Origin of the sequence: Mucilaginibacter conchicola, from assembly GCF_003432115.1 — a bacterium.
Classification (GTDB): domain Bacteria; phylum Bacteroidota; class Bacteroidia; order Sphingobacteriales; family Sphingobacteriaceae; genus Mucilaginibacter; species Mucilaginibacter conchicola.
Genome location: NZ_QWDC01000003.1, coordinates 37402 through 49833, shown reverse-complemented (window position 1 = coordinate 49833; position 12432 = coordinate 37402). Strand labels below are relative to the sequence as shown.

The window sequence follows — 12432 nt, the reverse complement described above, 5'->3', positions numbered from 1 at the left end:
CACAGTTGTTACCTGCGCGAGAAAATCATCTTCTTGATCTGCTGAAAGCCACTGGTTAGTTTCCCCTTGATATTAAGGAAAGGCAAACTAAGCACCACAAGTACCGATATGGATGCTGCTGTACCCAAGGCACCGCCGTAACCGTTAAAGAACTTACTGGTATTTAAGTAGATGATACTGAAAACCAGTGCGGCCATGCTTAGCCGTAAATAACCCGAAAGCAGCTTTGCCGACACCATGCCAATAAACGAACCGCCTATAAATACCACCGGTATATTTTTCACCAGCGCAGGGCTCAGAATATGCGGGAACACCGTAAAGAAACACGCAACCAATAACGATAAGCCTGCAGATGAACGCACAGGGCCTTGCTTTAAACGCTCGTTAACGTAGAAGGTTAAGTTGGCTGCTATTACCGCCGTGCATATCAAAACAATGTTATTAATCGGCATAGCTGCTAATTAAAAATAAAACCACCGTAGCAATTACCACACCCGAAAAAGCCACCAGCCCCAGCCTGCCACCCATACCATTGAACAGGCTTTTGGAGAGCACCAGCCCTATGGCCGCAAAAACACTCGCCGCCAGCACAAACAGAAAACCATTAGCCACCTTAAGGTTTGACATGCCAATGAATGCCCCGCAGTAAACAGCAGGTGGCAAATGCTTCAAATAATCAGATCGTTTATTAATGGCGGGGACAAAAGATGCTGTTGTACCCACAATACCCGCGGCAATTACCGGGCCCAGGCCAAGCGTATGGTTTAACCAGTAAGAAGTTATGGCACCTATCGGGATCCATACCGCTACAAATACGTTCTCGTACAAATGATCATCGTGATGCAGGGGGGCGCGAAAATGGGCTACGGCCACCAGCACCAACAGTACAATAATGGTGATGCTTATCCAGCCTACATGCCGGTTTTCCTTAAATATCATGAACAGGAAAAGCGCCTGTATCACAGTAAGGATGATCCACGAAATACGGCGGTTAAGCTTACGTAGCATCAGTTATCTGTATTTTTTTGAGCCGCAAAGGTAAATATCGCACATTAAATCGCCACCCTCAATTTTAAATATCCGCCCACAGGCGGGTTTTATCTTCATTACAATGTCAATTAGTATTTTTATTATTGTACTAAATAGTACATAATAATAAGTTTGTATAAAATAATTACCAATGGCAGGCAGGCCCAGAATATATAACGACGAAAACATTATCGATAAAGCGATAGAAGTTTTCAGAGGTAAGTGCTTTGATGCAGCATCTACTGATGAGCTTTTGGCTGCCATGGGCATTGGTAAAGGTAGTTTCTACCTCAACTTTAAAGGCGGTAAAGAAGAACTTTATCAGCGCAGCCTAAAACGTTTCGCCGAAAACCTCAACCGCAAGATGGAAGCCGAGATGGAGAGATCAGGCGACGCCATGGGTTATATAAAAAACCTGTTCTTAAAAATGGCTAACATCCCATCGGCACAAAAAGACAGGGGCTGTTACTATGGCGATGCGCTTGTACAACTTTCTGCAAAAGATAAGGCAAATAAAGAATTGGCTGTTTACCTGCTTAAAGACCTTCACCGCATATTTACCAGCGCCGTAAAAAGCGGCCAGGAACAGGGCAAAGTGGCGAAAGATAAAGACCCCGAAACTTTGGGCTGGTATCTTATCAACTTCTGGAATGGCATCCACATCACCAAACGCATGGAGAAATCGCCTGAAATACTGAAGAGTATCATCGAGGGCAATTTTAAACTTTTAGAATAAACATTTTTTTTAATCAATATTGTACCATTTAGTACAATATTAAAAATCAACACATATCATGAACTACAAAATTTTTGGAAGCAGATCGGGTCTCAGAGTATCAGAGTTAGCCTTAGGCGCAGGTACGTTTGGCACCCGTTGGGGTTATGGCGCACAGCCTGATGAAGCAAAAAAAATATTTGACAGATACATTGACCTGGGCGGCAATTTTATTGATACGGCAGATGGTTACCAATTTGGCGAATCGGAAGAATTGCTGGGCCAGATGATAGGCGATAAACGCAACCAGATAGTGCTGGGCACCAAATATACCGGCGGCGGCAAAGAACTGCTTACAACCGGCAACAGCCGCAAAAACATGGTACAATCTGTAGAAGCCAGTTTGAAACGTTTAAAAACAGATTATATTGATGTGTATTGGGTTCACCACTCTGACGGACAAACGCCGACCGAAGAAATTATGCGCGGCCTGGACGACCTGGTGAGGGCGGGCAAGATAGTTTACGGTGCGTTCTCCAACTTCCCTGCGTGGCGTATTGCCAATGCTTCGTTGATGGCCGATCTTAAAAACTTTGCCCCGCTTATTGCCATCCAGATAGAGTATAACCTGATAGAACGCAGTGCCGACAGGGAACTGTTGCCTATGGCCGAAGCACATGGCTTGGGCGTAGCATTTTGGTCGCCAGTAGCGGGGGGCAGTCTAACGGGCAAATACCGTAACCAGGCAAACCAACAAAACACGCGCAAGCAGGAATGGAACGGCTTCTTGTTAAAAGATGAAACCGGCGAACGCGAAACCGCTATATTAGATACCCTGGAACAAATAGCCGGCGATGTGAATGCCAAAGTTGGCCACGTAGCATTAGCCTGGCTGCGCCAAAAGCATCAGCATACAAGCCTGTCAACAGTTACCATTCTGGGAGCTAAGAATGTTCAACAATTAGATGATAACGTGGCATCGCTTAACGTAAAACTAACCGATGAACAAATGGAAAGGCTTAACCAGGTAAGCCAGATAGCATTAGGTTCTCCGCATCAAATGATAGCAGAAACCCAAGCCAAGATGTTGTTTGGTGCAGCATCGGGCCTGGTAGAATTAAAGCATCCGGTTGCTTAAGCAAATTAACAATGGTCTTGTTCTGGTATTTAACAACCAGAACAAGACCATCAATTTATATATAAGCCTGATAGTCGGTCAGCTTTTGGTGTAAACGCTGCTCCAGGTAAGCATTTGCGCCTTTTAATTCGGTTAAGATCAATTCCGCTTCTTTCAGATAAGCCTCTTTCTTTGGCTTATCCCAATGCTTTGGCGGTTCCTGCAGGTTGGTGATGCGGTCAGCCAGTTTAACTACCCATACTTCTTTGGGGGAATTTTTGATGCGGGCTAAACTATCAGCCATGCGGTCGGTTTTGGGTAGTTCTTTGTTCTTGGTGAGGGCTGCAACACCGGCGGCTACCCGGTCGCCAAAGTGCTGTTGTAATTCATCAAAGGTAACATCGGTATCTTCCAGCGTATCATGCAGCAGGGCCAGTTGGATAGTAAAATTTATATCAGCAATAGGTTCAGCAGCATGAGCGGTCAGTATCTCCATAGCCACATTACTTAAATGTACCACATAAGGCAATTGGGTACCGGGAATGGTTTGGTTAATGGCGGCATGTTTGGCAGCCGCAAATTTGATAGCGTGTTGGTAAGTTGATTGCAGATCCATAAATGAGGTTTGGGTGATATAACAATAACGGCTAATAAAGCATAACATTATCCGCAGGAAGCACTTAAGGCGCCGGCCTAAATTATTTACGGCAGCGGCCTGCCAAAGCGAGGGTAAATCAACTATATTTGCAGGCAATTGCACCCGTAGTTCAATGGATAGAATGTCAGATTCCGGTTCTGATGATATGAGTTCGAATCTCGTCGGGTGCACTAATTAAAAAGGCCTTTAACAAATGTTAAAGGCCTTTTTTATATCTACCAGATCCTTACTCGCTGCGCTTCGGTCTTGTAATTCTTTTCGCCGGGCTGCAGGTTAAATGCTTTGTAGAAAGGTGCAAAATTCATCAGCGGCCCGTTAACACGCCACATAGCCGGCGAGTGCGGGTTGGTGTTCACACAGGTGCGCAGGAACGCGTCTCTGGTTTTCACTCTCCATATACGCGCTATCGACAGGAAAAAACGCTGATCGGGTGTAAAGCCGTCAATCTTTTCATTGCCCTTGCCCTGTTCCGTCATTTTGAAAGCATCATAGGCAATAGCCACGCCGCCGTTATCTGCGGTGTTCTCGCCAAGGGTTAAAAGGCCTTTTACATGCACAGTATCCAAAACGGTAAAAGTGCTGTACAGGGCAGCCAACTGCGAGGTTTTGTCTTTAAACTTGCTCAGGTCTTCTTTTGTCCACCAGTTTTTCACGTTGCCGTCTTTATCAAATTGTGCGCCCTGGTCGTCAAAAGCGTGGGTCATTTCGTGGCCTATTACCATGCCTATACCGCCGTAGTTAATGGCATCATCGGCCTCAAAATCAAAGTACGGGTACTGCAAAATACCGGCAGGGAACACGATCTCGTTAACGGGCGGATTATAATAGGCCGTAACAGTTGATGGCGTGGTCATCCATTCGGTTTTATCTACCGATTTCTTCAGTTTATCCAATTCGTGCTGATAGTCGTTACGATTAAGCGACAGCAGATTTTCAAAGTATTGATTTCTGTTGATGGTTACCTTGTTATAATCGCGCCATTTATCAGGATAGCCTATCTTTTTGGTGATAGTGTATAGTTTCTCTTTTGCTTTTTGTTTGGTGCTGTCACTCATCCAATCCAGTTGGTTAATGCGGTTCTCGAACGATTTTTGCAGGTTGTTCACCAAAGCGAGCACGCGCTGTTTGGCAGCTTCATTAAAGTAGCGTTTCACATATAGCTGCCCCAGGGCCATTCCCAGGTTGTTGTCAACACTGGCCACCATCTGCTGCATGCGCGTTTTTTGTTTATCCTCGCCCGATAGTTCTTTATTGAACGCGAAGCTGGCATCCACAAAAGGCTGACTCAGCCTGTCGGCATAATTTTGCAGGGTTGCGGCTTTAAGGTAAGCTTTCCAGTTGCTGATACTCACGGTTTTCAGCATCGTGTTCAGCTTATCGTAATAAGCAGGCTGCGCCATATCTATCGAGTCGGTAGCGGCGCCTATATTTTTCAGGAAGCTAACCCAGCCAATGTTTGCTTGTTTTTTGCTGATCTGCGCAACGGCCATCTTGTTAAAATTTGCGTTAATATCGCGTAGCTCAATGTTAGTTTTGCTGCCGGCAGCTAATTGTTTCTCGATGCCGTAAACCGTTGCTGCTTTGGCCTTAGCTACAGCAGCGTTGCTTCCGGTTAGCTTGAATAGCTTCGTTAGGTAAGCCTGGTAAGCCCGCTGAACGTGCAGCGTGGCCGAATCTGTTTTAAAATAGTAGGTTTTCTCCGGTAAGCCGATGCCCCCCTGGTAAACGTGCGCTATGTTAATAGAACTATTTTTATTATCAGGCGAAATCCCAAAGCTGATCACCGAACGATTACCCGTTTTCATTTCATCAGCCAAAAATTTAAGCAATGCTGGTACGCTGTTTATAGCGTCAATCCGTGCCAGTATAGGTTTAACGGGCGCATAACCGCGGTGGTTAATAGTGGCCATATCCATACCCGAGGCATAAAAATCACCCACCTTTTGCTCAATACTACCAGGGGTATTCTTAGCTTTTGAAACACTATCCAGAATGTTTTGCAGTAAACGTTTTTGCGGGATATTAAGGAACGAGTATGAACCTACACCCGCCTGGTCGTTTGCTATTTTCACGGTATCGTACCATTTGCCGTTCACGTATCGGAAAAAGTTATCTCCGGGCTTAACGGCAGGGTCTAATCCCGGTACATCAACATAAGCTCTCTTTTGGGCTTGTGCCTGGTTGCAAACGCCAAAAAGCAGAACGGCAGAACAAATGGCTAACAGTTTTTTCATGCCTTAAAGGTAATAAACATCTTTTTTAATGGCTTAAAGCCAATCAGATAATATTATTTCAGGATGAGCATCAATAGTTAATTATTATTTAACTATTAATATATTTGAAATCTAATGAATTAATTTTACCTTTATCATGTATGGTTTAAGGACCTGATCCCGGTCAATTTGCGAAGATGGGCATTAGCATCGTTCTTCCGCGTGACTTCATCGCTTTCAGCTTTTTGAGCAAACCACCATACTGAAGGCGTTTCCATGAGTAAAATTTTGTTATTGGACGATAACCCTGATATAGTTGGGGTTGTTGAAGAAGTACTTTCTTACGAAAACCATACGGTTAAAAGCACCCAAAAAAGTGAGGGGTTTCTCGCTATTGCCCAGCAATTTAAGCCAGATGTGATCATGATGGATTTTAAGCTGGATGACGGCGATGGCGGCGAACTTTGCCGCAGCCTAAAAGAACATCCTACGCTTAAATACATCCCTGTCATCATCTTTACCGCCTATAACAAACCAGGGCTTGATTATAAAAGTGAATACGGCTGCGACGGTTTTATAGCAAAACCATTCGATATCGATGTAATGTTAAAAACCATTAATGAAGTAATATCACCCAAAAGCGAAGCATTTAGCGCTTAACCATTATTCCGTCTCCATATCCGGCGTGTACTCTCCCCTGCGGGCCAGGTTGTTCAAACGCGCACGGTTTACCAACAGCTTTTGCGCTTCGGCAACATTGGCATCATTACCGGCCCATTTATCTAATGCAGGTTGTTGTATAGCCCTTGAGAAAGAGAAGGTTAAAGCCCATGGCATTACATTATCATATTGTACATGCATGGCATTAAGGCGTTCGGTAGCCAGTTCGGCTTCTTGCCCGCCCGATAGGAAAGCTATGCCCGGAACAGCGGCAGGTACTGTACGCAGAAAACACTGTACGGTAGCATCGGCAATTTCTTTAGCACTTGTTTGGTTAGCAGCTTTTAAGCCGGGCAGTATCATGTTAGGCTTTAAAATCATGCCTTCAAAAGCAACGTTTTGCTCATAAAGGGCATTGAATACAGCATGCAAAACTTCGGTAGTTACCTCAAGGCAGCGCTGTAATGAGTGGTCGCCATCCATTAAAACTTCGGGCTCAACAATAGGTACAATACCTGCCTGCTGGCAAAGCGATGCATACCGGGCCAACGTAAAGGCGTTAGCCTTTATAGCGGCTGTGCTTGGTGTTTTCTCGGTTATAGAGATCACGGCACGCCATTTGGCAAACAGCAGGCCTTGCTCATGGTAAGCTTTTAAACGGTCAGCAAGTCCGTCCAGTCCTTCGGTGATAGTTTCACCTGGAAAACCATCAAAGCCTACTGTTCCTTCATCTACCTTAATGCCCGGCACTATCCCCTGCTCTTTCAGCACATCCAAAAACAGGCGGCCATCATCAGTTTTCTGGTGAATGGTCTCATCAAATAAAATAGCCCCGCTGATGTACTCGCCCAGGCCGGGCGCCGTAACGATGAGCTGGCGGTACTTACGGCGATATTCCTCAGTAAGCGGAATGCCCAGCGGCTCAAAACGTTTATTGGCTGTAGGAATGCTCTCGTCCATGGCCAGCAGGCCTTTATCAGGAGCCATCAATCGGCTGGCGGTGTTTTTCAGTTCGGCTAAGTTCATTTTTTGGTAGATGAATTACGCTAAAGAAACGATGCTGACGCCGCCTTGTTTTAGTGTTAACATATTATAACATTTTCTTACAATGTAAAGACGTATTGCTTTTAACTGTCGGTTTGACTATTATTGTGTCATCCAATTAAGCTAAAACCATTTACAAATGAGACTGAAGTTTATCCTGCTCCTTGCGCTGGCAGCGTGCGGCCTTACAGCATCGGCACAAAACAATAACTCAAGTGCTGCTTATGTGCAGGCCAAAGCGCCGCTTCGCCAAAACCCTTACATCGAGTTGCCCCTGGGTGCCATTAAGCCGCAAGGCTGGATGCGCGAAATGCTGGTACGTGCCAAAAACGGTGCAACCGGTAACCTCGATAAACTTTACCCATTAGTAATGGGCAAACGCAACGGCTGGCTTGGCGGCGACGGCGACCGCTGGGAACGCGGCCCGTACTGGATAGATGGCTTGCTGCCGCTGGCCTACATCCTGCAGGATAAAGAATTGATAGCTAAAGTAAAGCCCTGGATAGAGTGGAGTATAAAAACCCAACGCCCTGACGGTTACTTTGGCCCGGCAAATGATCTTGGGCCCGAGCGCGGCATACAACGCGATAACGCGCAGGACTGGTGGCCAAAAATGGTGATGCTAAAGGTATTGCAGCAATATTACTCGGCCACGGGCGATAAACGCATCATTAAACTGATGACCAATTACTTTAAGTACCAGTTAAAGGAACTACCAACCAAACCTTTAGACCACTGGACATTTTGGGCACGTTACCGTGGCGGCGATAACCTGGCCATGGTTTACTGGTTGTATAATATTACCGGTGATAAGTTTTTATTAGACCTGGGCGAACTGCTCCACAAACAGACGTTCGATTATACCAACGCTTTCCTGAACACCGACCTGCTATCTACAGATTACAGCATCCACGGGGTTAACCTTGCCGAGGGCATGAAAGAGCCTATTGTTTACTATCAGCACCATCCCGAGGCACGTTATGCTGATGCCATGACCAAGGCTTTTAAAGACCTGCGCAAGTTTGACGAATCGGTACCCGGATTGTTTGGCGGTGATGAATCATTGCACGGTAACAACCCAACGCAAGGCTCGGAGCTTTGTACTGCCGTAGAGATGATGTACACACTGGAGAACGGCCTGGCCATAAGCGGAGATGTTAGCTATGCGGATCATTTGGAACGTATTGCCTTTAACGCCCTGCCTACCCAGATAAACGAAGATTATACCACGCACCAATACTTTCAGCAGGCTAACCAGGTGATGCTTACCCGCCAAACCCGCAATTTTGACGTTAACCACGATGGTACCGATCTTTGCTACGGCCTTTTGACCGGCTATCCCTGCTGCACATCGAACATGCACCAGGGCTGGCCAAAATTTGTGCAGAACCTTTGGTACGCCACACCCGATAAAGGCGTAGCCGCACTGGTATATACCGCCAGCGAGGTAGATGCTTATGTGGCGGATAACCAAAAGGTAAACATCAAAGAAGAAACGAATTACCCATTTGATGAGCATATTAAATTCACTGTAAACTTTGCTAAGAAAGGTACATCGGCAGTATTTCCGCTCCATTTGCGTGTACCAAAATGGTGTGCCGTTGCCAGCGTAAAAGTGAACGGAGCTGAAGTACAACAGGGCAAAGCCGGCGAAATTGTAAAACTGAACCGTACCTGGAAAAGCGGCGATGTGGTAGAGCTAACCCTGCCCATGCACATTTTTAAAAATACCTGGTACGAGAACTCTATGTCGGTTGAGCGCGGGCCTATTGTTTATGCTTTGAAGATAGGTGAGCAGGAAAAACAGGTAACCAACACCAAAGACCCGCAGGAGTACGGCGATACCTACCTTGAAGTGCGCCCCACCACCCCGTGGAACTACGGCTTGATCCGCACCGATGACGACAAACTTGCAGGTGCCTACAAAGTGGAGAACGTAAAACCGGCAGGCAATTTTCCTTGGACACAGGCGGCCGCCCCTATCCAGATCAAAACAAAAGGCAGGCGTATCCCAACCTGGCAGTTATATAATGAAATGGCCGGCCCGCAACCCTACGGCAATATCTGGAACTTTGTAACCGACAAACAAGAGGAAGAACTCACTTTGATACCCTACGGTTGTACAAGGCTGAGGATCTCATTATTCCCCGTGATAGACAAGAAATAAACAGAAAAGGCTCCCGTTTATGCGGGAGCCTTTTTACTTACAATAATAAGCTAAATTACTTCTGCAAAGCAGGTTGCATGTGCGTGCTGATGGCGATGCGGTTCCAGGCGTTGATAACAACCGCCGCTGCAATTGCTTTGCCTACATAATCATCACCCAAAACCTCGACAGCTTTGTTGTAGGTAGCTTCAGATACGCCACCTTTGCTTATCAGTGTCACCTCTTCGGTAAGGGCTAAAATGGCCTGTTCTTTCTCGTCGAAGAACGGGGTATCTCTCCAGGCGTTAAGGGTGTAGATACGTTGCTCGGTCTCACCTAATTTACGGGCATCACGGCTATGCATATCCAAACAGTACGCGCAACCATTTATCTGCGAAGCGCGGAGCTTTATCAATTCATAGTGAATTGGCTCAATACCGCTATCTTTAACCGCATTCTCTAAACCTAACATAGCTTTGTATACTTCGGGTTGTGTTTTAAACAGATTTACTCTTTTCATGGCTTTATTTGTTTGATTTGTTATCACAAAGTTGCACACAAACAAGCCCTCAAAAAATGAACTAAGGTTAAGAAAAAGCCTGGAAGAGAGTCAAGAGATAAGAGTCAAGAACCAAGATTTACCTTGCATATTTATTTGCGAACAAACATCAGAATTTTCTTCTGTCTTGATTCTTGATTCTAATATCTTGATTCTAATGTTGATTCTATCCTTTCGCTCTTATCCTACTCAAAAACTGTGGCGTAAAACCAAGGTATGATGCCAGCATGTATTGGGGTATGCGCTGTACAAAGCCGGGGAACAGGCTAATGAAGTAGCGGTAGCGTTCTTCGTCGGTTTGGTTAAAGATGAAGCCTATGCGGCGCTGCGAGGCAACAAAGGCGCGCTGCATCATTATCCTGAAATAGGTTTCCAGCGCAGGTATTTCTGCCAGCAGCCTGTCTTTATCTTTGGCGGGCAGTAACAGCACTTCACTGGCCTCAATGGTTTGGATATAGGTAGTGGCGGGCACGTTGTTCACCAGGCTGTCGTGGTCGGCCATCCACCAGTTTTCAAGGGCAAACTGCACTATCTGTTCGTTCAGTTTGGCGTTTACGTAGTATTGGCGCAGCAGTCCGCTCAGCACAAAATACTCGCCTTTGCAGTGTTTGCCCGGCTCCAGTATGATCTCTTTCTTTCTAAATTTGAGCAACTGAAGGCTGTCGCAAAGCAAAATTTCCTCATCGGGCGTGAGCTTTACATGGCGGTTTATGTGGGCTATAAGCTGCGGGTAGATCATTTACGGCAGTTTAAACCAAAAGCGGAAGGCAACATTTTCGCCGGCTTGTGTCTGGTCGGTTATGGCTTCGCCGTCAACCTTTACAATGGTGTGCAGGGTGCTCTTAAGTGCTCTTTTTGGTAATTTGGCATCTATTGTAACTTTGAGTTCTTTACCGGATTTAATGGTGAAAGTTTTATCGAACTTACCCGTAAGCGATTCTTCGAAGTATTGAACATTATCGGCGCCTATGTAATACATTTTAGCTTTACCGCCTGGGGCAACCTCGGTGATATACTGTACCTGGTAAGTATCTTTTTTAGGGATACGAAGCTCACCGCGGTTCATGTGGTAAATGGTTTTACTGCAACCGGTGGCAAATAAAACAATAGCTAAAAGGTATAGGAGTTTTTTCATGTGCCGAAGATAAATAAAAAAGCCATGCTGATATAGTTAGCATGGCTTTTTAGCGTTTCACGTCGTTGCGAGGTACGAAGCAATCTCTTGAAGCAAATCCGGAATGCAAGGCGTTAACCTGTCCTAAAGAGATTGCTTCGTACCTCGCAATGACGCGTGGGTGAATACTTTTTCTTACTTCAGCGCATCCGCAGCATAGGCGCGGCATTTTTTAACTTCGGCAACGGCATCAGAGCCGGCCGGGATATTGTATTCCAACTCAATAGTAGCCGGGAATTTATATTTGTTTTTCTTCATCAGCTGCAGTACCTCTTTTATTGGGGTATCGCCCTCGCCCCATGGTGCATTAGGGCCATCGTGGAACTTGCGGTCTTTGATGTGCATGCTGGTAATGCGGTCGTGGTATTTCTCGATGAACGGCACAGGGCTGCTGCTGGTACCTGATGCGTAATGGCCGATATCCAAATTGATGCCGTTATATTTAGATTGGCTTAAGGCGGTATCCCACAGTGTAGGTGTAGCTTGCGTATGTGCGTGGTAACCTACCATCATTTTGTGTTTGGCAGCCAGGTCGCCAAGGCGTTTGGTTTGGGCCTCATCTGGCAGCTCAACCGTAACATGATTAGCGCCAAGAGCTTTACCTGCATTAAAAGCGTAATCTATCTCGGCATCAGTATTTTTAGCGCCAAGGGCATTGGGTTTCCAGGCGTAGATGGTAACACCTGCATCGTTATACATTTTGCGCAGCTCTTTAAACTTATCCATAGATACAGATGCGCGCCACTCAGCCAGTTTAGGGGCAAAATCCTGCCAGCTTTGTGAAGCATCCCGTTTTGGCGCACCGGCGTAGGCCTCGGCAGCATCGCCCATCAATTCAATAGCGTTAATGTTGGTATCGATGCAGTATTTAAGCAAGTCTTCGGCAGTGCCCGGCATGCTGCGGAACGAGTAAGTGATAACCCCTATTTGTACGCCGTTAATAACCGAGTTTGGTTTAGCCCAGGCACCGGCAACCAATGATGCCGCTTTGCCCGCTTTTGAGGCTAACAATAAACCACCCGCTGCAAATGCACCGGTAGCAATAAAGCGGCGCCTGCTTAAATGTTGTTTTTCCATGAAATGTGTTTTGTGAGATTTAATAATCTGGTTTACACCA

Annotated in this window: 13 protein-coding genes and 1 tRNA gene; 5 read left to right on the top strand and 9 right to left on the bottom strand. The window is 45.9% G+C overall.

Annotated features, from left to right (window positions below; genetic code table 11):
• Positions 1-8 precede the first annotated feature (8 nt).
• Both D0C36_RS16810 and D0C36_RS16805 read right to left on the bottom strand, forming a co-directional pair.
• Positions 9-452, bottom strand: a complete 444-nt coding sequence (locus D0C36_RS16810) for a hypothetical protein (RefSeq protein ID WP_233524513.1) — start codon at positions 450-452, stop codon at positions 9-11.
• Positions 442-1008, bottom strand: coding sequence for a hypothetical protein (locus tag D0C36_RS16805; RefSeq protein ID WP_117392830.1), 567 nt, complete (start codon positions 1006-1008; stop codon positions 442-444). The genes D0C36_RS16810 and D0C36_RS16805 overlap by 11 nt, the downstream gene beginning before the upstream one ends.
• Before the next feature lie 172 nt (positions 1009-1180).
• On the opposite strand from D0C36_RS16805, the gene D0C36_RS16800 reads away from it, so the two are divergent.
• Entirely contained in the window at positions 1181-1765 is a 585-nt protein-coding gene (locus tag D0C36_RS16800; RefSeq protein ID WP_117392828.1) for a TetR/AcrR family transcriptional regulator, read from the top strand.
• A 58-nt stretch (positions 1766-1823) separates the two neighbouring features.
• Positions 1824-2882: an aldo/keto reductase gene (locus D0C36_RS16795; RefSeq protein WP_117392827.1), complete on the top strand. Its 1059-nt coding sequence runs from the start codon at positions 1824-1826 to the stop codon at positions 2880-2882.
• A 55-nt stretch (positions 2883-2937) separates the two neighbouring features.
• Here D0C36_RS16795 and D0C36_RS16790 read toward each other — a convergent pair whose 3' ends face one another.
• Positions 2938-3477 carry an HD domain-containing protein gene (locus D0C36_RS16790; RefSeq protein WP_117392826.1) on the bottom strand — a complete coding sequence of 180 codons (540 nt, stop codon included), beginning with the start codon at positions 3475-3477 and terminating at the stop codon, positions 2938-2940.
• Positions 3478-3617: 140 nt separating this feature from the next.
• On the opposite strand from D0C36_RS16790, the gene D0C36_RS16785 reads away from it, so the two are divergent.
• A tRNA-Arg gene (locus D0C36_RS16785) sits at positions 3618-3689 on the top strand.
• Positions 3690-3734: 45 nt separating this feature from the next.
• On the opposite strand, the gene D0C36_RS16780 is transcribed toward D0C36_RS16785, so the two are convergent.
• Complete coding sequence (locus D0C36_RS16780) at positions 3735-5753, bottom strand: M13 family metallopeptidase (protein ID WP_117392825.1); 2019 nt, start codon at positions 5751-5753, stop codon at positions 3735-3737.
• A gap of 255 nt (positions 5754-6008) precedes the next feature.
• Here D0C36_RS16780 and D0C36_RS16775 point away from each other — a divergent pair, with 255 nt between their 5' ends.
• On the top strand, positions 6009-6392 hold the full coding sequence (locus D0C36_RS16775; RefSeq protein WP_117392824.1) for a response regulator: 384 nt from the start codon (positions 6009-6011) through the stop codon (positions 6390-6392).
• A 3-nt stretch (positions 6393-6395) separates the two neighbouring features.
• Here the strand turns inward: D0C36_RS16775 and D0C36_RS16770 are convergent, their stop codons facing one another.
• Entirely contained in the window at positions 6396-7418 is a 1023-nt protein-coding gene (locus D0C36_RS16770) for a class I fructose-bisphosphate aldolase (RefSeq protein ID WP_117392823.1), read from the bottom strand.
• A gap of 157 nt (positions 7419-7575) precedes the next feature.
• Here D0C36_RS16770 and D0C36_RS16765 point away from each other — a divergent pair, with 157 nt between their 5' ends.
• The gene (locus D0C36_RS16765; protein ID WP_117392822.1) at positions 7576-9603 is read left to right on the top strand and encodes a beta-L-arabinofuranosidase domain-containing protein; all 2028 of its coding nucleotides are present in this window, start codon (positions 7576-7578) and stop codon (positions 9601-9603) included.
• Positions 9604-9658: 55 nt separating this feature from the next.
• Here the strand turns inward: D0C36_RS16765 and D0C36_RS16760 are convergent, their stop codons facing one another.
• From D0C36_RS16760 to D0C36_RS16745, 4 genes are all read right to left on the bottom strand, one after another.
• Positions 9659-10102, bottom strand: coding sequence for a carboxymuconolactone decarboxylase family protein (locus tag D0C36_RS16760; protein ID WP_117392821.1), 444 nt, complete (start codon positions 10100-10102; stop codon positions 9659-9661).
• A gap of 205 nt (positions 10103-10307) precedes the next feature.
• Complete coding sequence (locus D0C36_RS16755) at positions 10308-10880, bottom strand: Crp/Fnr family transcriptional regulator (RefSeq protein WP_233524512.1); 573 nt, start codon at positions 10878-10880, stop codon at positions 10308-10310.
• A complete protein-coding gene (locus D0C36_RS16750; protein ID WP_117392820.1) occupies positions 10881-11276 on the bottom strand; it encodes a hypothetical protein in 396 nt (131 codons plus the stop codon). It abuts the gene before it with no gap.
• Between the two features lie 174 nt (positions 11277-11450).
• Positions 11451-12392, bottom strand: a complete 942-nt coding sequence (locus D0C36_RS16745; RefSeq protein ID WP_117393592.1) for a sugar phosphate isomerase/epimerase family protein — start codon at positions 12390-12392, stop codon at positions 11451-11453.
• Positions 12393-12432 lie beyond the last annotated feature (40 nt).

Excerpts from the sequence above, each read along its gene's own strand:
- D0C36_RS16810 (WP_233524513.1), bottom strand. The coding sequence starts at position 452 with ATGCCGATTAATAACATTGTTTTGATATGCACGGCGGTAATAGCAGCC.
- D0C36_RS16805 (WP_117392830.1), bottom strand. The coding sequence starts at position 1,008 with ATGCTACGTAAGCTTAACCGCCGTATTTCGTGGATCATCCTTACTGTG.
- D0C36_RS16800 (WP_117392828.1), top strand. The coding sequence starts at position 1,181 with ATGGCAGGCAGGCCCAGAATATATAACGACGAAAACATTATCGATAAA.
- D0C36_RS16795 (WP_117392827.1), top strand. The coding sequence starts at position 1,824 with ATGAACTACAAAATTTTTGGAAGCAGATCGGGTCTCAGAGTATCAGAG.
- D0C36_RS16790 (WP_117392826.1), bottom strand. The coding sequence starts at position 3,477 with ATGGATCTGCAATCAACTTACCAACACGCTATCAAATTTGCGGCTGCC.
- D0C36_RS16780 (WP_117392825.1), bottom strand. The coding sequence starts at position 5,753 with ATGAAAAAACTGTTAGCCATTTGTTCTGCCGTTCTGCTTTTTGGCGTT.
- D0C36_RS16775 (WP_117392824.1), top strand. The coding sequence starts at position 6,009 with ATGAGTAAAATTTTGTTATTGGACGATAACCCTGATATAGTTGGGGTT.
- D0C36_RS16770 (WP_117392823.1), bottom strand. The coding sequence starts at position 7,418 with ATGAACTTAGCCGAACTGAAAAACACCGCCAGCCGATTGATGGCTCCT.
- D0C36_RS16765 (WP_117392822.1), top strand. The coding sequence starts at position 7,576 with ATGAGACTGAAGTTTATCCTGCTCCTTGCGCTGGCAGCGTGCGGCCTT.
- D0C36_RS16760 (WP_117392821.1), bottom strand. The coding sequence starts at position 10,102 with ATGAAAAGAGTAAATCTGTTTAAAACACAACCCGAAGTATACAAAGCT.
- D0C36_RS16755 (WP_233524512.1), bottom strand. The coding sequence starts at position 10,880 with ATGATCTACCCGCAGCTTATAGCCCACATAAACCGCCATGTAAAGCTC.
- D0C36_RS16750 (WP_117392820.1), bottom strand. The coding sequence starts at position 11,276 with ATGAAAAAACTCCTATACCTTTTAGCTATTGTTTTATTTGCCACCGGT.
- D0C36_RS16745 (WP_117393592.1), bottom strand. The coding sequence starts at position 12,392 with ATGGAAAAACAACATTTAAGCAGGCGCCGCTTTATTGCTACCGGTGCA.